This is a genomic window from Pseudomonas sp. D3-10 (genome assembly GCF_051132175.1).
Taxonomy (GTDB): domain Bacteria; phylum Pseudomonadota; class Gammaproteobacteria; order Pseudomonadales; family Pseudomonadaceae; genus Aquipseudomonas.
On record NZ_CP071668.1, the window covers coordinates 2,111,712 to 2,130,452 of the forward strand.

The window sequence follows — 18,741 nt, forward strand, 5'->3', positions numbered from 1 at the left end:
GAGCAACCATGCCGCTGATCAGTGACATCCAGGTTCTTGAGCCTGGCAGCGAAGTGCTGCTCTTCGAATTGGACGGCTCCGACTACGGTGCGGACATCCTGCGCTTCCATGGGCACGCCATTCCGCATACGCCTGCCGAGCTGATCGCCGCCGGCGCCGCGGCCGATGAGCTGCCCGCAAAGCCGATCTACTGGCAAGGCAACGAGTACAGCGCCTGGCCGATGCAGATTGACGGCATCGAATCCAACGGCGACGGCACAGCGATTCGCCCCACGCTATCGGTGGGTAACGTCAATGGCCGGATCACAGCCCTGTGCCTAGCCTTCGACGACCTGCTCGAATTCAAGCTGACCATGCGCCACACGCTGGGCACGTACCTGGACGCAGCAAACTTCCCCGGCGGCAATCCCCAAGCAGACCCAACCCAGGAGACGATCGAGGTCTGGTACATCGACCAGAAAACGAACGAGGACGGGGAGACGGTTACCTGGGAGCTTGCCAGCCCGGGCGACGTGGGCGGCGAGTCCATCGGGCGACAGGCTACAACGCTGTGCCACTGGTGCCTCACTGGCGGCTACCGCGGCCCGAATTGCGGCTACACCGGGCCCTACTTGACGAAGGATGGTGTGGTCACCGATAACCCTGAGCTGGACGAGTGCGATGCCACGCTGGGCCGGGGATGCATCCCGCGATTCGGCGAGGGCAACGCCTTGCCATTCGGGGGATTCCCCGCTGTGTCTCTCATAAGTCGGAGCTGACCATGCGTAAGCACATTTTGAGCGCGATCCAGGCGCACGCGGCGGCCGAGTACCCGAAAGAATGCTGCGGGCTGCTTCTGGCTCTAGGGCGGAAGCAGCAGTATTTCCCCTGTACCAATACCGCGACCGAGCCGAACGAAGAGTTCCGCATCGATCCGGAGGAATATGCCGAGGCTGAAAACCTGGGCGAGGTGATCGGCATTGTTCACTCGCACCCGGACGCTACCAGCAGGCCGTCACCGCGTGACCTGGCGATGTGCGAAGCGACCGGCATGCCCTGGCACATTCTTAGCTGGCCCGAGGGAGACATCAGAACAGTGGTACCCACCGGCGAGACACCCCTGCTGAAACGCCCATTCGTCCACGGCGCATGGGACTGCTGGCAGGTCTGCGCCGATTGGTACAGACGCGAGTGGGGGCTTGAGTTCGAAGCCTTCAAGCGCGCCGACGGCTGGTGGGAGAGCAAGGACAACGCGAGTCTGTACGAGGCGAACTACGAGGCTGCCGGGTTCTATCGGGTCGATCAGCCGCAGCGTGGTGACATGATCGTGATGGAGGTTGGCCGTACGGTTCACCCGAACCATGCGGGGATTTTTCTCGCCGGTGACCCGGCTCTGCCTGGCGAGCGCGCCGAAACCTTCGGCCCCGGGCCCTTCCTGCTGCACCACCTGTACGGGCGCCCGAGCGAAATCATCGTCTTTGGTGGGCCGTGGCTGGACAGAACACGCCTTATCCTCAGACACAAAGATGCACAGCCAACCACATGATGCGGCGAAGTCCGCAGGAGATGAGTATGAACAAGGTTTTTGGAGTGGCGGAACGTGAAAAGATAAAGATTGACAGCGGCAATTCCAGGCAAGGTCTGGCAGACCGCTGGCGCGTAATCATGAAGAAATGCGAGCGCAGCGGTAAGCTTTATGCGGCCGGGATCGGGGTTTTAATTGATCCCTGCGATTAAGCTGTCGACAAAACTGTCATGCAGCTCATTGTCGATGTTTTCGTAACCGCGCGATTTCAGAGTAGCTAGATCCTGCGCGAGGACTCTGGCAATTCCTGGGTTGCCTTCGGTTACTCGCTTACTCAGCGTGGTCACGGCGTTTTGATTGAACAGGATCAACGTTCGTACAACAATTTCAAGTTCGTCCAGGCGTTGCTCAGCAGTTTTGCTCATTTCACTCTCCTTGCGTAATACGCGCCGAAACTGGCGCAATCCCAGTCCTTGGGCTTGCAGGCAAAGGACTGGGGACGGGCCTATTCTTCGCCGATCTCACTTGAGTCGATGTGCAGCTTGCGGGAGTCCTCTTCGTAACGAACTTTCCGGCCCTCATCCTCAAGTCTTTCGGTTAATACCTCAACAAACTCAACGTCCGAGCTGCTAAGTCTGACAATGGTTTTCAGTGAGCCCGATCTGGCATCATCCGCAATCTCCATCTTGACGCTCATGAAAAGGTCGCGAAATTGTTCGTTTTTCTTGCCTTGCTCTGCACGGGCGCGGGTGTCTTCAGCATCATCATCGAACATCGTTTTGTCCTTAAGCCGTTTCAAGTTCAGCCACTGAGGAGCGGCAGCCATCAAAAAGCTACTACGTCTGGATCCAATTCATCTACTGAGCTTTTGTCCATGCTGGATGCCTGGCCAGTAGGCGGTGTTGGGTCGCGGCAGGACTGATACGATGGGGCTTTCCCCAAGGAATGATGTGCAATGAAGCTCGATAAAGAGTTGGTGCGTGAGATCTTGCTAGCCGTAGAGGCATACGACAAGCCAAATGGGTGGCTCAAACTCGATATTAAAGGGTGGTCCGCGCAGGAAGTCTCCTACCACGTCATGATATTGGATGAAGCCAACCTGCTATCTGGAACAAGCCTTGGCGGGATGAATAGTTTTGAGTGGCAGCCTACCCGCCTTACCTATAAGGGGCATGAGTTCCTTGATGCAATTCGAGATCCAGAAATATGGCGGCGGACAAAAGAGGGCGCAGAGAAATCTGGAGTCGCCGGACTTGGATTCCTAGTTGAGATCGGCAAGGCCTATTGCAAGCAGATGCTCAAGGACAAACTGGGAGTTGATCTGCCATAACGTTTACAATGGGCCTTATCCAGGCGGGGCTTTTATGTTGCTCCCTCGTTGGTGATAGAGTCTCGCCAAATCCAAGCGAGGGACCGAGATGAAATTATTCGTAGGTGCGGTAGCTGTTGCTTTGTTGGCGGGGTGTGTTTCCCCGGGCGACCTGGAATCAAAGGATCCAAGCATTTCAGCCAGCACAGCGAAGGACCCGAAGCGTTATGCGCTTTGCGTCCTCCCGAGATGGCAGGACGCGCGCAGCGACGTGACCATGTCCGAGACGGAGTATGGGTACCGGCTCATCGCAGCGACCAACAACATGACCGACGAATTGCTGAGCATCCGCAAGACGTCCAAGGGCAGTGCTGTAAAGCTGTACCAGCGCATGGCCTGGGCCCCGGGATATGGCCGGGGTGATATGGAGCAGGCAGTGAGAGGCTGTCTGTAAACGAAATGAAGTACACCAAGCCGCCTCCGGGCGGCTTTTTCATGCCCGGAGAAAACCGTGACAGCGATCAATTACAGCCATCCAACAATGACCACCATCCTGCTTTCGGGTCCGCTCATCAAATTGTTTGGACGGGTCCACCGTCGCGAACTTGGGAGCAAGTCGGTCGGTGAAGCGTTTAAAGCGCTGAAATGCACGCTTGATGGCTTCGACGTCGCTATCAAGGATCTGGAACGCCGAGGCATGAGGTTCGCAATCTTTCGAAACCGGAAGAACGTCGCGGAAAAGGAGTTCACGCTGGGTGGTGCCGAGGAAATTCGGATTGTGCCGGTGATCTCGGGCAGTAAGCGCGCCGGGTTGCTTCAGACAATTGTCGGGGCGGTGCTCATTGCTGCCTCGTTCATTCCTGGATTCCAGGCCTTGGCGCCGGTGGGCATTGCTCTCGTCGCAGGCGGCGTCATCCAGATGCTCAGCCCCCAGGCCTCTGGCCTCAAGCAGAGCGCTGGACCTGAGAACGCCCCGTCCTACGCCTTCGGTAGCGCCAAGAACACCACCGCCAGCGGTAACCCGGTCCCGATCTGCATCGGCGAGCGCCGGTGGGGCGGGATGATCATCAGCGCGAGCATCTACGCCGAAGACAAAGCGTAACCACACAGCAGCAAGCAGGCCGCCCATGAGGCGGTTTTTTTCGCCTGGAGGAAAGCATGGGCGCAGCACGCAAGATCGATATCCACGGCGAGAAGGGCGGCAGCAGCAAGCCGAAGTCACCGACCGAAGCCCGGGACAGCCTGCGTTCTACGAACCTGGCGAAGCTGCTGATCGCTGTAGGGGAGGGTGAATTCGAAGGCGTGCCGACGGCGGCCGACATCTACCTGGACAACACGCCGATCAAAGACGCCAGCGGGAACGTCAACTTCCCGAACGTGAAATGGGACTGGCGCTCGGGCTCGGTCGATCAGACCTACATCCCAGGAATTCCGTCGGTCGAGAACGAGACCTCGCTGAACATCGAGCTGCGCAGCGATGCGCCGTGGGTCCGGTCGGTCACGAACATCCAGCTCTCTGCGGTGCGCCTGCGGTTCGCCTGGCCCGCGCTTCAGCGCCAGGATGATCAAGGCAACATTGGCGGCTACCGGATCGAGTACGCCATCGACGTCTCTACCGACGGCGGGCCTTATCAGCAGGTTCTCGCCGATGCCGTTGATGGGAAGACCACCACCCGTTACGAGCGCACGAACCGCGTTGACCTGCCGGAGGCCACCACTGGCTGGCTGATCCGCGTCCGCCGCCTGACACCCAACCAGAACAGCAATAAGATCGCAGACACCATGTTGATCGCCGGCTTCACTGAGGTGATCGACGCGAAGCTTCGCTACCCGAACACCGCGCTCCTGTACATTGAGTTCGATGCCGAGCAGTTCACCAACATCCCGGCCGTCACCGTGAAGTGCAAGGCCCGGAAGTGGCAGGTCCCGAGCAACTACGACCCAATCGCCCGCACCTACACCGGCACTTGGGACGGCAGCATGAAGCTGGCCTGGACGAATAACCCTGCCTGGATCACGTACGGGATTTGCACCGAGGACCGTTTCGGCCTGGGCAAGCGCATCAAGACGTTCATGGTCGACAAGTGGGAGCTGTACCGGATCGCGCAGTATTGCGACCAGCTTGTTCCGAATGGCCTGGGCGGTAACGAGCCGCGCTTCCTCTGCGACATGAACCTGCAAGGCAAGGCCGACGCCTGGACGCTGCTGCGGGACATCTCCGGTATTTACCGAGGCATGACCTACTGGGCCCAGGGCCAGCTGATCATGCAAGCCGATATGCCGCGCGCCCAGGACTTCGACTACGTCTTCACCCGGGCCAACGTCATTGATGGGAAGTTCTCGTACGGCAGCGCCTCGGCCAAGACCCGGTACACCCGGGCTCTGGTCAGCTACGACAACCCGGCGAACAATTTCGATACCGACGTCATTCCGTTCTCGGACCTGGACCTTCAGCGCCGCTATGGCGACCGGCCGACCGAACTCAGTGCCATAGGCTGCACGCGTGCCTCCGAGGCCCAGCGCCGGGGCAAGTGGGCGATCCTCAGCAACAACCTGGACCGGACCGTCACCTTCAAGACCGGCATGGAGGGCGTGATCCCGCTCCCGGGGCACATTATCCCCGTGGCGGACTCGCTGCTGGCCGGCCGGGAAATTGGCGGCCGTATCTCAGCAGCGGCCGGTCGCGTTGTAACCCTTGATCGCGACACCCTGGCGAAGGCGGGCGATCGGCTGATCATCAATCTCCCCGGCGGGCGCGCCGAAGGCCGCACCGTGCAGAGTGTCGCCGGTCGGGCGGTGACCGTCACGGTGGCCTACAGCGAGATGCCTCGGGCACAGCTTCAATGGGCGCTCGATGCCGATGACCTGGCGATTCCGCTTTATCGCGTGCTGAGGACAAAGCGCACCACCGAGGGTGACTTCGAAATCAGCGCCCTGCAGTACGAGCCGAGCAAGTTCGCCTTTATCGATACCGGCGCCCGACTGGAAGAGCGTCCAATCAGCGCAATACCGATCAGCGTGGTCCCGGCGCCTGCGAGCGTCACGCTGACGTCGAACTCTGTCGTCTCCCAGGGGTTGGCTGTCGCCACTATGACAATCACCTGGCCCGCCGTTGAGGGGGCTGTGGCGTATGACGTCGAATGGCGCAAGGACAGCGGCAACTGGATCAAGGTCCAGCGCGCCGGCACGACCAGCGTAGACGTAGAGGGCATCTATGCGGGTGCCTACGTGGCTCGCGTGCGTGCGGTGAGCGGTTTCGACATCTCGTCGATTTGGCGTAACTCGATACTGACCAACCTCTCGGGCAAGGAGGGCTTGCCGCCTGCGGTTTCGTTCCTTACGGCAACTCCGCTGCTGTTCGGCATCTACCTCAAGTGGGGCTTCCCCGCTGGCGCCGAAGACACACAGCGCACGGAGATCTGGTACGGCCCAACCACCGATCAGGAGGCATCGACCAAACTAACCGATTTGGCGTACCCGCAGAGCGATTTCTCCCTGCTCGGTCTGGCCGCCGGGGTGACGTTCTATTTCTGGGCGCGCCTAGTGGATCGGATCGGTAACGTTGGGCCGTGGTATCCGGTAGGGATTGGCGTCCAAGGCCAGTCCAGCGCTGACGCTGGGCCAGTTCTCGACCTGATCGCCGGCCAAATTGGCGAAACCGAGCTCAGCGACCAGTTGCGGGACGAGATCAATAAGATTCCCGGCCTTCAAGACCAGATCGATGCATTGGACGGCCTGAAAGGTTACGAGTCCGATCAGACCTACCTCAAGGGGCAGATGATCGTGGGAGACGGACATATCTACCAAGCGCTCCGGGACGTACCTGTCGATACGCCGCCACCAAACCCGCTTTATTGGGAGGATATTGGTGACTTGCTCGAAACAGCAAATGGCCTGGCGCAGCAGGTGGCGACCAATACGACCAGCATCACCGACCTTGAGGCAACCGCTTCCTCCTTTCAAGCGCTGAGGGCTTCTTGGCGCGAGGACGATGGGGAGGGGGATCTAGCGGATGCGCTGAAGGGATGGACCAGCACCGCCGCCATTGCAACAGAAAGCAGTGTTCGAGCCAGCGAGAGCGAGGCATCCGCGCGCCGGATGACAACCTTGGACGCGAAGATTGGCGAGAACGAGGCGAACCTCACCACGCTTGAAGAGGTGGTGGCCACGAACGAATCGGCGACGGCGACGAAGATCGATCAGTTGAGCGTGAAGGTCGGTGACAACTCGGCAGCGATCCAGCAGACGTCCGAAGCCTATGCCGACACCAGCGGTAAGCTGGGCACGATGTGGTCGGTGAAGATGCAGCTCAACGCGAATGGGCAGTATGTCGCGGCAGGTATCGGCCTCGGGATCGAGAACGTTGGCGGTACGTTGCAAAGCCAGTTCCTGGTGAGCGCGGATCGATTCGCCATCGTCAACACCATTGCCGGCGGCGCAATCTCGGTTCCGTTCGCGGTGCAGGGCGGCCAGGTGTTCATGAACTCGGCCTTCATCCAGGACGGCAGCATCACGATGCTGAAGATCGGCCAGTACCTGCAATCGGATAACTACGTTGCCGGCTCGCAGGGCTGGCGCTTGGATAAAGCCGGAAACCTGGAGTTCAACGGTCCAGCACCTGGTGGCGGACGCCTGACCATGACCAACCGTGCTATCAAGGTCTATGACCAGAACGGCGTCAAGCGGGTGCAGCTTGGAGACCTCTCGGCATGACTTATGGGCTGGAAATCCGGGATGAAAATGGAAACGTCACCTTAGATCCATCGTCGTTCACGATGCGGGTTGTTTATAGCGGTGTTGTTACTGGAAGCAATTCCAAGACTTTCCAGACAATCTCAGTACCCGGCTTAACCCCTACAAACGGGGCGGCGTTCGTCGTCCCAATCGGGGGGTGGGTAGATGGTACAGACAAACAACTTGAAACTGAGGTTATCTCAGGTGCGGTCAGGGTCTATAGCTATATTAGGGGTTCACCCTATCAGCAGTACAGCAGTACAACTAGTTCAACTATGCGTCTAATTGTAATAAGGTTCCTATAATGTCATATGGATTAGAGTTTACCAATGACAGCGGTGTTGTAACTGTAGATTCCGAATTCACAAGACTCGTTGTATTGGCGAAAGGGACTTATCAACCAACTCAAGAGTCAGGACTTGGTTCAGTTACAAACTTTCCTCGAACTATTACCAGTCAAGAGCCACCGCTTGTTTTTGTACGTCCCACGGGAAGTACTGGTATCGCCGGGCTGTGTTTGATGCGGGTTATAGGGTCGCCTGGAGCGTGGACTGGATTTTACGTAAGGGCCTACAACGCACTCACACTACAGCCGAACGGCTCTTATTTTGCTTGCGGCTTTGCTGCAACTGCGCTTGCTAACTTCGGGATGCGATTATGGGACTCTAGTTCTAAATTGCTGTTCGACAGCGGAACACCTTATGCAAGGTTTACCCGAGTATTTCAGAATTGGACTTATGTTAAAAATGATTCCACTGATCAAGGGCTGTCGCGGAACTACTATCGGGTTGATTTCAATTTTCCGGTTGGTGAATATATGCTGATAAATACTTTCAGCATGCCGATGCTCGCATATGAGCCCTTTGATAGAAAACTGTATTGTTGGTGGGATTTTTCGGGAGGGAATCTTTATGCGATAGTGATTGGTTCCCCAGGCTATAACCCGTCCGCCTTCTTCCTCCCTGCTGTATTCGCGAAACTTTAAAGGATAATTCCTATGCCTTGGTACAAAGCGGGGACCGTCTCCGTCACCCTGAATTCCAACGCCGTAGTTGGTACCAACACCGCGTTTATAGTGAACACCCGGGTCGGCGATGCGTTTCGTGGTCCGGACGGTCTCTGGTACGAAGTCACGAACGTGGCGAGTAACACGGCGATTGCCATCGATCCGCCTTATCAGGGGCCGACAGCGGCCGCTGGTGCGTACGCCTTGGCTCCAATGCAGGGCTATGTCAAGGACTCGGCAGACCAGCTCCGCGCAATCGTGAATACCTACGGCGCCAAACTGGCGGCACTCGGGACAACAGGCAACTACGACATTCTGCCTGTGAGCAAAGGCGGCACCGGCATCACTGATCTATCGGTCTTCATGCAGGGGATGCTCAACGATCCTGACGCAGCGGCAGGCCGGACCACTTTGGTCGCCGCGAAGTCTGGAGCAAACGCTGATATCACGTCTTTGACCGGGCTCACGACTGCTCTCAGCGTGGGCCAGGGTGGCACTGGCGGAGCAACGCAGGCTGCGGCACGCTCCGGAATAGGCGCCGTAGGGGTAGGGGAATATGGGGTTGGCGGAACGCTTGGGGTTAGCCTCCCCAGCGCTGATGCGAACAGCCTTTCCATAAATGGCCGATTTTGCACTCCACCAGCCTGGACGGGCTCTGTATTCTCGGGATCCAGCGGTAGCAACCAGGGATATCTGACAAACGATATCAACCTGACTACTGGCTATGCATATCAGCGGTGGACAGCGCTTTCGAGTAGCAATGGGGTGAGAGAGCGCTGGAAAGAGGCCGGAGTGTGGACGGAGTGGAAGGTTCCAGGGTTTGAGCGCGGATTTACCGCCAATGGGGAATACATTAAATATGCAGATGGCACCATGGAGTGCTGGCGGCGCGACACCACCACAACCAGCGTAGCCATAACATCTGGTAGCGGCGGCATGTTTTATGCGTCACTGGCCGTAACATTCCCGGTGACTTTCGTGGGCACCCCTGTTGTAGATCATTGCTCAGCTTCGGGCGGCGCTCTAACAATCCCGCTTTATGCGGCTGGAGTAACCACAACTGGGTGTCTCTTGTTTTTTGGTTCTTTTAACTCTGCGACCGTAAACCAGTACATTTCCTATTATGCCAAGGGCAGGTGGAACTGATATGAATATCTTCCTTGATCCAATCAGGCCGCTTGTTGACCATGAACTTGTAGTGAGCAAGTCTGGAGATATCCTGACTGTTGACTATCAGCGGTTCGATTTCTCCCTGCTGCAAGAAGGGGATACTCTCCCTCGCGGCGCGGTGAATGATCAAATATTCCCCGGCGAAGTAAGCAGGGTTAACGGCGCGATTGAGCTTACGCTGAGAATGCCGATTCCTGTTAATTACAGTCAGGCGCAAGCGTTCCCAGCGCCCCTGTTAGATGTTCCAAATGGCCGAGTAAGCTTGCCCGCCCCTGATGTGGCAACTGGCGAAACGTATGCACCGAAGAACCTCGACGATTCGTTGCCCATTGCCGATGTGAACATCGATTGGTCGAAGTTGGTAACTAAGGCCATGAAAGACGCCACCTTGGCTGCTGCCCAATTGCTGGTGGCTAAGGCTGATCTCGCAGAGCGGAACACCAGGGCCGTGGCACAGATTGCCCGTGTTCAGGATCGAATCGACACGATTGGCATGGGAATTGAAATCGGCGAGGCCACTCCCGAGGACGAGGCAGAACAAGCCGCGCTGCTGCTCACCCTTAAGGCCTGGAAAACTTACAAATTCGCTTTGGGCAAGGTCACAGTTCAGCCGACTTGGTACCAGGCCCCGGTATGGCCTGTTGAGCCGCCAATCCCCGAGATCATCGCGGCGCCGATGCTGGCGGCCGCCGAATCAATCTGACCGAACAGAACACCGCAACCCGCCATTGAGCGGGTATTTTTTTGCCTGGAGAAAAGTTATGACGCCAACCGAAAAGGACCGCGACATCCTCGCGCGCACGCTGTGGGGAGAAAGCAGAGGTGAGGGCCTGGCCGGCCAGGTGGCCGTGGCCTGCGTGATTCGCAACCGCGTGAACGACGGCAAGGGCCGGTCCTGGTGGGGCGAAGGCTACGCCGGTGTTTGCCTGAAGCCGTACCAGTTCAGTTGCTGGAACCAGAACGACCGGAACTATCCCTACCTGAGCGGCGCCAAGCCGATTCCGCCGAAACAGTTCGCCCAGGCCCAGCGGGCGGCCGATCTTGTGATCTCCGGCCAGGAGCCAGACATCACCAACGGCGCGACCCACTACTATGCGACCACGATGCCGAAGCCGCCGGCCTGGGCCAAGGATGCTACCCAGACCTTCCGCCTGGGCAATCACATATTCTTCAAGGACGTGCCATGAGTCCCGCCAGTCTGAAGCTGCTGATCGCCGGTGTGGCCGTTGCGTTGATACTGGCGATCAGCGCGACGTGGAAGATCCAGGATTGGCGGTATGGCAAGAAGTTGGCCGAGCAGGCCGGCCTGCACCGGTCTGATTTGGAAGAGATCAGCAGCGCGGCCACCGCCCAGGCCCAGGTCGAGCAAAGCAAGCGCCTGGCTCTGGAGCAGCAGCTGTCGGCCAGCGAACAAACACACCATCAGGTACTTAGCAATGAAGAGAAAAAACAGGCTCGCCTGCGCGATCGCCTTGCTACTGCTGATGTCCGGCTGTCAGTCCTCCTTGCCGAGGATCCAGCCAGTTGCAACGCAGTGCCTCCCACCGCCGGCGCCGGCGGCGTGGTTCATGGAAAAGCAAGAGCCCAACTTGACCCAGCGCATGCTCAACGAATTATCGCCATCACCGAAGCCGGCGACCGGGGGCTGATCGCGTTGCGGGCGTGCCAAGCCTATGTCGAAGCAGTGAATCAGCGATAGGTTGCATAAGTAAAGGGGGCTCGCTAAATCACGACGAGCGAGGTCGACCTGGCAGTCGCGGTTAAACCTGATGCGAAGGAGCGAATGGTGGGATCTCAAAGTGCGAACTACTCTACAGGCTGCATCCAGCTACCTGACTTCAGAGGGATAGCTATTGATACTTGCCCTTCAACATGAGAGTTCGAAACATGAAAGTGGTAAAGCTATTGGTTGTCGCCATTGCCGTTTCTGGTTTATTTGGGTGCATGTCTGCCGACATGGTGTCCTCTCCGAGCACGAGTTCCGGTTATGCCCCCATTAATGAGGGCTCAAGATCCGGGGTTGTGAAGTATCTGAACGACGGTGCGCCTTATGTTCGTAAACAGCGCCGTCAAGATGCATACAAGCAGATGCATGAGGCTTGTAAGGGTAATTACAGAATCGACGCTGAGGGGGCGAATGCAGAGGGAGGATCAGTCATTAATATTGGTACAAGCAGTTTTTGGGCTCAGTCCAACTACTGGTACATTCAATTTTCCTGTGCTTGATTGAATGTTGCACAGAAGCGCTTTGTGGGCATTCTCAAAGAAGTGAATCAACCATAGGCCGGATCAACTCGGGGCCTTGGTTACGCACATTTCCTATCGCTCGATCTACCTTGAACCATTCGAAGACGTCGGCCGGTGCGCCCTGGTGCAAAGCTATTTGCTCGGCCCGTTCCGTCGGTGTGGCCGGGTCTAGCCATTCCCGGGCAAGCTCTGGCGTCAGCACCACGGGCCGCCGGTCGTGGATGTCGACCATGCCGCCCTCGCTGTCGGCGGTGATGATGACGAAGCCGTCGTGCTCGCCCGGCTCCCGGCCGCCGGTGGGGAACTGGCCGATGGAGGCGCAAAGGACCGGCGCCTGGTCTCGCCTGCGGATCAGGTAGGGCTGCTTCTTAGGACCACCCTCATCGACCCATTCAAACCAGTTGTTGATCGGCGTGATGGCGCGGTTCGGCCAGATCGGCCGGTAGAACGGGCCATGGGCGACTTTCTCAACCCGGGCGTTGATAGGTGCAGCGCGATCCTTGGCCCAGTGCGGTCGCCAGCCCCATCGCACCAGGTCAGCATGCAGTGTTTCGTCTTCTTGATGGAGCAGGGCAAGCTGTTGCGACGGCGCGCCGTTGTACCTGCCCAGGGGCTGGTCGCCAATTGTGCTGATCAGGGCGTCGGGCATGAGGCTCAGTACAGCCACGAAGTCGTGGATGCCGGTGTATTGCGAGAGTCGTCCGCACATATAAACCCCTCAGGTGATCCGATTCACTCATTGCCCGAGTATCACATCAGGAAGGCTGTCGCCCTCATATACCTTCAGTCGATTGTATAGCTCGGCAATCAAGGCGCTCTGGCCTGCTATCTTCGACCTTGCCGCGTTCGTTAAGGTCGTGTGCTCCAGATAATGGTCGCTTAAAGTCTTCTCCACCGCCTTCAGCTTAGCTCGAAGCTTCGCGCATTCTTTGGCTTCAGCGGCGTGCATTTCGATCAAACCGAAAATGTCCTGGCGCGCTTTACGCAACTGGGTAGTGAGTTCCTGCACCTCGTTCTCAAGCATGAGACAGGAGTGCTTGTACATTTCCAGCGGCGTGGGGGTACCCAGCCAGTCGCTGGTGTCTTCGATTTCATACGGGTCCATGACCATGCCTTGCTTATACTGTTTGGATATACAGTAATCGAGGCGCGATGATCTGGGCGAGGGGGAGGCGACGAGCTGTAGGGTTTGGATTGTGTCCGATCGGCAGGACGCCGGAGGAGGGTGCCAAAAGGCGAGGGGACTTTTTCGGGGATTCACTGATTCCGGTTTGGCTCAGTAGGGCACCGTTTGCAGCGAGCGCCGTGAGGAGAGCCAATAAATGCTGGGCTTTTGACCCGTTTTCAAGCATGGGGTGCTAGGGGTCGAGTGTTCGAATCACTCCGTCCCGACCATACAATCCGAAAGGGTTGCGAGATTTAATCTCGCGACCCTTTTTTTATGGTTGTTCCCAACCCCTCAGTACAACGGCTTCAGATTAATCTCAAGCCATGCGTGATAAGCCTAGACGCCCACCCTGGACCAGAACTCTTCCGCGGATTGGCTGAGTGGCGCCGTCGGGCGGGTCAGGTGAATTTCCAGTGGGATATCCCAACTCTCGTCCAATGCCCTGACTAAGCGCCCGTCCAGTATCTCCTGCTCGGTGAGGCTTTTGGGTAGCCATGCGACTCCTTTGCTTTCCAGTGCCATCGACATCAGCACCGCCGCGAGGTGGCTGCTGAAGAGGGGCTTGAGGTGGAGGTAGTCTTCCTTGCCCTGCAATCGATGAGCAACGATGCGCCCCAATCCTGATTCATGGGTGTAGGCGAGGTAGGGCAATGCCGCTGGGGTGGTGCCAAAGTTGGCAGAAGCACTCGCCAGGGGAACCAGGACGTCTTCGCCAACTTTCTTACCCGTGAACTGGTCAGGCGCCAGCAACGGGGGAACGTCGGGATGGCGGTGACAGAGCAGAAACTGAACCTGTCCGTGTATCAGCATTTGCTCACAGACGGCCATGCTACCTGAATGCAACTGCACGGCCTCGATGGGGGCGCCGTGTTCTGCGCCGCGGAGCCATCTTGGGAAAAAGGTAAACGACAGGGAATGGGTTGCAGCGAACTGCAATGATCTGGCGGCCATTCCCGCCACTTCCTGAGCCTCGTTGCGCATTCGGTACAAGCGCCGCGCGGCTTCCTGGGCGCTCGGCAATATTTGCCTCCCCGCTTCGGTAAGCGTCGCGCCATGAGGCGTGCGGATGAACAGCTGTACGCCCATCCAATTTTCCAACGAGCGCACTCTGCGACTGAACGCTGGCTGAGTGACGTGCCGCGCTTCAGCCGCCCGAACAAAGCTCCCATATTCCGCGAGTGCTGAAAGGTCTTCGAGCCAAACGAGTTCCAAGGGCCATGCCTCCTGTGCATAGGGTGCGGCATTAATAGCATTGGGCGGGAAAGATCGCAAAGCCTAACGTGGGGCTACAAACAACAAGAGGAACCCCTCATGCGCATCGTCGATATTCGTGAAAAAACCGTTTCCATTGCGTCCCCAATCGCCAACGCCTACATCGACTTCTCCAAAATGACCTGCTCGGTCGTCGCTGTGGTCACGGATGTGATTCGCGATGGCAAACCCGTGATCGGATACGGTTTCAACTCCAATGGCCGCTACGGCCAGGGTGCCCTGATGCGTGATCGTTTCCTGGCGCGTGTCACCGAAGCTGAGCCCGACACCCTTGTCGATCATGCAAACAACAACCTGGATCCGTTCGCGATCTGGAAGACCCTGATGACTAACGAGAAGCCAGGCGGACACGGAGAGCGCTCGGTCGCAGTTGGCACCATCGACATGGCCGTATGGGATGCCGTCGCCAAGATTGAAGGCAAACCGCTCTATCGCCTGCTGGCTGACCGCTACCGCAATGGCGTGGCGGATGACAAGGTCTGGGTCTATGCAGCGGGTGGCTACTACTACCCTGGCAAGGATCAGACAAAGCTCAAGGCGGAAATGCAGAGCTATCTGGATCGTGGCTACGATGTGGTCAAGATGAAGATCGGTGCGGTGCCACTGGACGAAGACATCCGTCGCATCGAAGCGGTACTTGAAGTGGTGGGGGACGGTCGTCGATTGGCGGTCGACGCCAATGGCCGCTTCGATCTTCAGACGGGTATCGCTTACGCGGAAGCCATCAAAAAGTACAACCTCTTCTGGTACGAAGAGGTCGGTGATCCGCTTGACTACGCATTGCAGGCTGAGCTGGCCAACCACTATGAATTGCCCATGGCCACCGGTGAAAACCTGTTCTCCCACCAGGATGCTCGCAACTTGTTGCGCCACGGTGGCATGCGGCCCGATCGCGACTTCCTCCAATTCGACTGCGCACTGTCTTATGGCCTCGTGGAATACCTGCGCACCCTTGAAGTCATGGAAGAGCTGGGCTGGTCTTCCCGTCGCGTGGTGCCCCATGGCGGTCACCAGATGTCCCTGAACATCGCAGCCGGCCTGCACCTGGGTGGTAACGAATCATACCCAGACGTGTTCCAGCCATTCGGTGGGTTCGCCGATGGGATCAAGGTGGAAAACGGCTACGTCGGTCTGCCGGATATTCCGGGTGTGGGATTCGAAGCCAAGTCTGCCTTGTATGCAGTCATGCGTGAGCTGGGCGAAGGCTGATCACCCTCAAGCTGCGGCCTGCGAGAGCAGGCCGCAGAACCAGGCGCCGACCACCGGCGCCAGCCCACAGCCCATCACAAAAATAAAATGAGGTGCTTCCGTGGAAAATTCCAAGTCCCGCTGGTATAGCCAGCTGTACGTGCAAGTGCTGATCGGTATCGTGATCGGCGCAGCAATCGGTTACTTCGTTCCTGATATCGGAGCCAAGCTCCAACCCTTTGCCGATGGCTTCATCAAACTGATAAAGATGCTATTGGCACCCATTATTTTCGGCACTGTCGTGGTCGGCATAGCGAAGATGGGCAACATCAAGGAAGTCGGCCGGATCGGTGTGAAGGCATTGATCTACTTCGAGATCCTGTCCACCATTGCTCTGGTTGTCGGTCTTATCGTCGTCAACATCGTGAAGCCTGGCGTGGGTATGAACATCAATGCCAGCGCGCTTGATGCAAGTGCTATTGGCAAATACAGCCAAGTTGCGAATGAACAGGGCGGCACCGTTGAGTTCTTCCTCAATATCATCCCGCAGACTTTCATTGGTGCGTTCTCCAATGGCGTCATGCTTCAGGTCATCCTGCTTTCGGTATTGATGGGAGTTGCCCTGGTCCAAATGGGCGAAACCAGCAAGCCGTTGATCAACACCATTGACCTGTTCTTGCAAGGCCTCTTCAAGATAGTTGCGATGGTCATGCGCTTGGCGCCGATTGGTGCTGGGGCCGGTATGGCATTCACTATCGGCAAATACGGAATTGGGACCTTGTTCTCACTCGGACAACTGCTTGTCGCGCTCTATGTCACGACGTTGATATTCATCGTGGTCGTGCTGGGTACGGTGGCGAGATGGTCGGGCATGCCGCTGATGCAGTTTCTGCGTTATTTCAAGGATGAAATCCTCATCACGCTGGGCACCTGTTCAACCGAGGCTGTGTTGCCGCGAATGATGGTGAAGCTTGAAAAGCTTGGCTGCAAAAAATCAGTAGTGGGGATGGTGCTGCCTACGGGATATACCTTCAACGCTGACGGCACTTGTATCTATCTCACCATGGCCGCCATTTTTATTGCCCAAGCCACCAATACGCCGCTGACTTTCGTCGACCAAATGATCCTGCTTGGCGTGTTCCTGCTGACGTCCAAAGGCTCGGCTGGCGTGGCGGGCGCTGGGTTTGTGACATTGGCGGCAACGCTCACGACCATCCACTCCATCCCGTTGGTAGGCCTCGTTTTGCTCTTGGGGATTGACCGGTTCCTGAACGAAGCGCGGGCTGTGACCAACCTCATTGGCAACGGCATCGGCACCATCGCCATTGCCAAGTGGGACAACTCTTTCGACGTCGAGGCCTGCGAGCGTGAAATCGCCGCAATGAAGCAAGACAAGGCTGCGAGAAAGGCATTGTTGGCGCAAAAATAATCGATAAGGCCTCCGGTCATTCCGCTTCAGCGGCATGACCGGCTCTGGCCTCCAGGCTTCGTTCCAATGAGGCCATCCACGTCATTTGCCCCCCGTCACATCAAGAAATGTCCCGGTCACAAACGACGCCTCCGCGCTGGCCAGCCATAGAATGGCCCGCGCCACTTCCTCCGGCTGACCGCCACGCCCCATGGGGATGGAATCCTTGACCCGATCGACCCGTCCCGGCTCGCCGCCGCTGGCATGCATTTCGGTGTAGATATGCCCGGGGCGGATGCAGTTGACGCGTATGCCTTCTCGGGCCACCTCTTTGGCGAACCCGATAGTGAACGTCTCCAATGCTCCCTTTGATGCCGCATAGTCGACGTATTCATTGGGGCTGCCGAGGCGCGCCGATGCCGAGGAGATATTGATCACGACTCCGCCGGCGCCGTTGTGCCGGTGAGACATGCGTTTCACTGCCTGCTGGGCGCAGAGAATCGGGCCGATGGAATTGACTGCGAAGATGCGCTGCATGCGCTCGAAGCCGAGGTCCTCCAGGCGTGACTGAGCCGACAGTACCCCAGCGTTATTGACCAGGACGTCGATGCGTCCGAACGAGCGGTCGATGGCTGCGAATAGATCGGCTACCTGCTTGGGGTCCGAGCTGTCGGCGCGCATGGCCAGCGCGCGCCGTCCCAATGCCTCCACATCCGCCACCACGGTCAGTGCCGCGGTCTCGTTGGCGATATAGCTGATGGCGACGTCGTAGCCTTGTGCGGCGGCCAGCCGAGCGGTGGCGGCACCCACGCCGCGGCTTCCACCGGTTATCAGGATCAAGGGCGCCTGCGGGATGTCAGCCATTGGGAATATTCTCCTGGGCAGTTGATGGGTCAGCCGATGATGAAGGTGCCGCTGGCGATCACGGTGCACGCCAAGACCCGGCGGGCGGTGAGCGTCTCGCCAAGAAACAGGTAGCCGATCAATACCGCGAACAACACGCTGGTCTCGCGCAATGCCGATACCGCGCCCAGAGGCGCTTCGTTCATGGCGTAGATGACAATTGCATAGGCGATCAGCGAGACCAGCCCGCCGACCGACGCGGCGAGTATCCCGGGCCGGACGGAGAATAAGCTGCGGGCGTCGCGCAGGCCGATGTACACGAGAGGCATCAGCACACCCCACGCGGCGCACATCCACACCGTGTAGGCGAGCGGCGCGCCGGAAAGCCTGGCGCCCATGCCGTCGACGACGCTATAGGCCGCGATGAAGCAACCCGTTCCCAGCGCATAGGGCAGGCTGGGAACCGACAGGCTGCGTCCACGGAAGGCCAGGGAAATGATGCCGCCGGACACCAGGCCGATACCGAGCAGCTCACCGGGGGTAATGTTTTCTCCGGCAAAGATCGCCGCCCCCAGGGTGATCAACGCCGGTGACGATCCGCGGGAAATCGGATAGATCTGCCCCAAGTCGCCGACCCGGTAGCTGCGCACCAGGAACAGGTTGTAGCCCACGTGCAGCAACGCCGAAAGCAACCCATAGCCCCAGCTGGCCGGCGCCGGTGGCACCATGAATATCGCGGCGATGGCACAGACGATGGCGATGACGATACACATGACCGTCATTGACCAGAGTCGATCGGCGCCGCCACGCAGCAAGGCATTCCAGCTGGCATGCAGGAGCGCGGCGAACAGGACCAGCAGGACGATATGGGTAGGCATGGTCGCCATTCTAG

The 18,741-nt window shown here is 58.2% G+C and carries 22 protein-coding genes; 15 read left to right on the forward strand and 7 right to left on the reverse strand.

Going from position 1 to position 18,741, the window contains the following annotated elements; genetic code table 11:
* Positions 1–8 precede the first annotated feature (8 nt).
* The 3 genes from J3P90_RS09700 to J3P90_RS09710 are packed head-to-tail and all read left to right on the forward strand — an operon-like array spanning position 9 to position 1,716.
* Positions 9–758 (forward strand): phage minor tail protein L, encoded by a 750-nt coding sequence (locus tag J3P90_RS09700; protein ID WP_434676231.1) that lies wholly within the window; start codon positions 9–11, stop codon positions 756–758.
* A gap of 2 nt (positions 759–760) precedes the next feature.
* On the forward strand, positions 761–1,525 hold the full coding sequence (locus J3P90_RS09705; RefSeq protein ID WP_434676232.1) for a C40 family peptidase: 765 nt from the start codon (positions 761–763) through the stop codon (positions 1,523–1,525).
* Between the two features lie 26 nt (positions 1,526–1,551).
* Positions 1,552–1,716 (forward strand): hypothetical protein, encoded by a 165-nt coding sequence (locus J3P90_RS09710; protein WP_434676233.1) that lies wholly within the window; start codon positions 1,552–1,554, stop codon positions 1,714–1,716.
* On the opposite strand, the gene J3P90_RS09715 is transcribed toward J3P90_RS09710, so the two are convergent.
* Together J3P90_RS09715 and J3P90_RS09720 are read right to left on the reverse strand one after the other, a co-directional pair.
* Positions 1,696–1,929 carry a hypothetical protein gene (locus tag J3P90_RS09715; protein WP_434676234.1) on the reverse strand — a complete coding sequence of 78 codons (234 nt, stop codon included), beginning with the start codon at positions 1,927–1,929 and terminating at the stop codon, positions 1,696–1,698. The genes J3P90_RS09710 and J3P90_RS09715 overlap by 21 nt on opposite strands.
* 80 nt (positions 1,930–2,009) lie before the next feature.
* Positions 2,010–2,279: a hypothetical protein gene (locus J3P90_RS09720; protein ID WP_434676235.1), complete on the reverse strand. Its 270-nt coding sequence runs from the start codon at positions 2,277–2,279 to the stop codon at positions 2,010–2,012.
* A 180-nt stretch (positions 2,280–2,459) separates the two neighbouring features.
* On the opposite strand from J3P90_RS09720, the gene J3P90_RS09725 reads away from it, so the two are divergent.
* The 10 genes from J3P90_RS09725 to J3P90_RS09770 all read left to right on the forward strand — a co-directional run bounded on the left by J3P90_RS09725 (position 2,460) and on the right by J3P90_RS09770 (position 11,949).
* A complete protein-coding gene (locus J3P90_RS09725; RefSeq protein WP_434676236.1) occupies positions 2,460–2,834 on the forward strand; it encodes a DUF2513 domain-containing protein in 375 nt (124 codons plus the stop codon).
* An 88-nt stretch (positions 2,835–2,922) separates the two neighbouring features.
* Positions 2,923–3,267, forward strand: a complete 345-nt coding sequence (locus tag J3P90_RS09730) for a hypothetical protein (protein ID WP_434676237.1) — start codon at positions 2,923–2,925, stop codon at positions 3,265–3,267.
* Positions 3,268–3,354: 87 nt separating this feature from the next.
* Positions 3,355–3,915, forward strand: coding sequence for a tail assembly protein (locus tag J3P90_RS09735; RefSeq protein ID WP_434676559.1), 561 nt, complete (start codon positions 3,355–3,357; stop codon positions 3,913–3,915).
* Between the two features lie 56 nt (positions 3,916–3,971).
* Entirely contained in the window at positions 3,972–7,526 is a 3,555-nt protein-coding gene (locus tag J3P90_RS09740) for a host specificity protein J (protein ID WP_434676238.1), read from the forward strand.
* Positions 7,527–7,851: 325 nt separating this feature from the next.
* On the forward strand, positions 7,852–8,532 hold the full coding sequence (locus J3P90_RS09745) for a hypothetical protein (RefSeq protein WP_434676239.1): 681 nt from the start codon (positions 7,852–7,854) through the stop codon (positions 8,530–8,532).
* Positions 8,533–8,544: 12 nt separating this feature from the next.
* Positions 8,545–9,699, forward strand: coding sequence for a phage tail protein (locus J3P90_RS09750; RefSeq protein ID WP_434676240.1), 1,155 nt, complete (start codon positions 8,545–8,547; stop codon positions 9,697–9,699).
* Positions 9,700–10,096: 397 nt separating this feature from the next.
* Entirely contained in the window at positions 10,097–10,426 is a 330-nt protein-coding gene (locus tag J3P90_RS09755; protein ID WP_434676560.1) for a phage tail protein, read from the forward strand.
* Between the two features lie 58 nt (positions 10,427–10,484).
* Positions 10,485–10,910, forward strand: coding sequence for a cell wall hydrolase (locus J3P90_RS09760; protein ID WP_434676241.1), 426 nt, complete (start codon positions 10,485–10,487; stop codon positions 10,908–10,910).
* A complete protein-coding gene (locus J3P90_RS09765; RefSeq protein ID WP_434676242.1) occupies positions 10,907–11,422 on the forward strand; it encodes a lysis protein in 516 nt (171 codons plus the stop codon). The genes J3P90_RS09760 and J3P90_RS09765 overlap by 4 nt, the downstream gene beginning before the upstream one ends.
* 188 nt (positions 11,423–11,610) lie before the next feature.
* Positions 11,611–11,949: a hypothetical protein gene (locus J3P90_RS09770; RefSeq protein ID WP_434676243.1), complete on the forward strand. Its 339-nt coding sequence runs from the start codon at positions 11,611–11,613 to the stop codon at positions 11,947–11,949.
* Positions 11,950–11,983: 34 nt separating this feature from the next.
* On the opposite strand, the gene J3P90_RS09775 is transcribed toward J3P90_RS09770, so the two are convergent.
* From J3P90_RS09775 to J3P90_RS09785, 3 genes are all read right to left on the reverse strand, one after another.
* Positions 11,984–12,679, reverse strand: coding sequence for an SOS response-associated peptidase family protein (locus J3P90_RS09775; protein ID WP_434676244.1), 696 nt, complete (start codon positions 12,677–12,679; stop codon positions 11,984–11,986).
* A gap of 27 nt (positions 12,680–12,706) precedes the next feature.
* Positions 12,707–13,075, reverse strand: a complete 369-nt coding sequence (locus tag J3P90_RS09780; RefSeq protein ID WP_434676245.1) for a hypothetical protein — start codon at positions 13,073–13,075, stop codon at positions 12,707–12,709.
* Between the two features lie 399 nt (positions 13,076–13,474).
* Positions 13,475–14,350, reverse strand: coding sequence for a LysR family transcriptional regulator (locus J3P90_RS09785; protein WP_434648193.1), 876 nt, complete (start codon positions 14,348–14,350; stop codon positions 13,475–13,477).
* Positions 14,351–14,449: 99 nt separating this feature from the next.
* On the opposite strand from J3P90_RS09785, the gene J3P90_RS09790 reads away from it, so the two are divergent.
* Together J3P90_RS09790 and dctA are read left to right on the forward strand one after the other, a co-directional pair.
* On the forward strand, positions 14,450–15,619 hold the full coding sequence (locus tag J3P90_RS09790; RefSeq protein WP_434676246.1) for a mandelate racemase/muconate lactonizing enzyme family protein: 1,170 nt from the start codon (positions 14,450–14,452) through the stop codon (positions 15,617–15,619).
* A 100-nt stretch (positions 15,620–15,719) separates the two neighbouring features.
* Positions 15,720–17,027: a C4-dicarboxylate transporter DctA gene (gene dctA / locus J3P90_RS09795; RefSeq protein WP_434676247.1), complete on the forward strand. Its 1,308-nt coding sequence runs from the start codon at positions 15,720–15,722 to the stop codon at positions 17,025–17,027.
* A gap of 81 nt (positions 17,028–17,108) precedes the next feature.
* Here the strand turns inward: dctA and J3P90_RS09800 are convergent, their stop codons facing one another.
* Positions 17,109–17,870, reverse strand: coding sequence for an SDR family oxidoreductase (locus J3P90_RS09800; protein ID WP_434676248.1), 762 nt, complete (start codon positions 17,868–17,870; stop codon positions 17,109–17,111).
* 29 nt (positions 17,871–17,899) lie between these two features.
* Positions 17,900–18,727: an EamA family transporter gene (locus J3P90_RS09805; RefSeq protein WP_420765843.1), complete on the reverse strand. Its 828-nt coding sequence runs from the start codon at positions 18,725–18,727 to the stop codon at positions 17,900–17,902.
* Positions 18,728–18,741 lie beyond the last annotated feature (14 nt).

Coding starts and splice junctions, on each gene's coding strand:
- J3P90_RS09805 (WP_420765843.1), bottom strand. CDS start 18,727: ATGCCTACCCATATCGTCCTGCTGGTCCTGTTCGCCGCGCTCCTGCAT.
- J3P90_RS09765 (WP_434676242.1), top strand. CDS start 10,907: ATGAGTCCCGCCAGTCTGAAGCTGCTGATCGCCGGTGTGGCCGTTGCG.
- J3P90_RS09715 (WP_434676234.1), bottom strand. CDS start 1,929: ATGAGCAAAACTGCTGAGCAACGCCTGGACGAACTTGAAATTGTTGTA.
- J3P90_RS09800 (WP_434676248.1), bottom strand. CDS start 17,870: ATGGCTGACATCCCGCAGGCGCCCTTGATCCTGATAACCGGTGGAAGC.
- J3P90_RS09760 (WP_434676241.1), top strand. CDS start 10,485: ATGACGCCAACCGAAAAGGACCGCGACATCCTCGCGCGCACGCTGTGG.
- J3P90_RS09720 (WP_434676235.1), bottom strand. CDS start 2,279: ATGTTCGATGATGATGCTGAAGACACCCGCGCCCGTGCAGAGCAAGGC.
- J3P90_RS09705 (WP_434676232.1), top strand. CDS start 761: ATGCGTAAGCACATTTTGAGCGCGATCCAGGCGCACGCGGCGGCCGAG.
- J3P90_RS09740 (WP_434676238.1), top strand. CDS start 3,972: ATGGGCGCAGCACGCAAGATCGATATCCACGGCGAGAAGGGCGGCAGC.
- J3P90_RS09770 (WP_434676243.1), top strand. CDS start 11,611: ATGAAAGTGGTAAAGCTATTGGTTGTCGCCATTGCCGTTTCTGGTTTA.
- J3P90_RS09755 (WP_434676560.1), top strand. CDS start 10,097: ATGAAAGACGCCACCTTGGCTGCTGCCCAATTGCTGGTGGCTAAGGCT.
- J3P90_RS09700 (WP_434676231.1), top strand. CDS start 9: ATGCCGCTGATCAGTGACATCCAGGTTCTTGAGCCTGGCAGCGAAGTG.
- J3P90_RS09750 (WP_434676240.1), top strand. CDS start 8,545: ATGCCTTGGTACAAAGCGGGGACCGTCTCCGTCACCCTGAATTCCAAC.
- J3P90_RS09735 (WP_434676559.1), top strand. CDS start 3,355: ATGACCACCATCCTGCTTTCGGGTCCGCTCATCAAATTGTTTGGACGG.
- J3P90_RS09780 (WP_434676245.1), bottom strand. CDS start 13,075: ATGGACCCGTATGAAATCGAAGACACCAGCGACTGGCTGGGTACCCCC.
- J3P90_RS09725 (WP_434676236.1), top strand. CDS start 2,460: ATGAAGCTCGATAAAGAGTTGGTGCGTGAGATCTTGCTAGCCGTAGAG.
- J3P90_RS09745 (WP_434676239.1), top strand. CDS start 7,852: ATGTCATATGGATTAGAGTTTACCAATGACAGCGGTGTTGTAACTGTA.
- J3P90_RS09710 (WP_434676233.1), top strand. CDS start 1,552: ATGAACAAGGTTTTTGGAGTGGCGGAACGTGAAAAGATAAAGATTGAC.
- J3P90_RS09775 (WP_434676244.1), bottom strand. CDS start 12,679: ATGTGCGGACGACTCTCGCAATACACCGGCATCCACGACTTCGTGGCT.
- J3P90_RS09730 (WP_434676237.1), top strand. CDS start 2,923: ATGAAATTATTCGTAGGTGCGGTAGCTGTTGCTTTGTTGGCGGGGTGT.
- J3P90_RS09790 (WP_434676246.1), top strand. CDS start 14,450: ATGCGCATCGTCGATATTCGTGAAAAAACCGTTTCCATTGCGTCCCCA.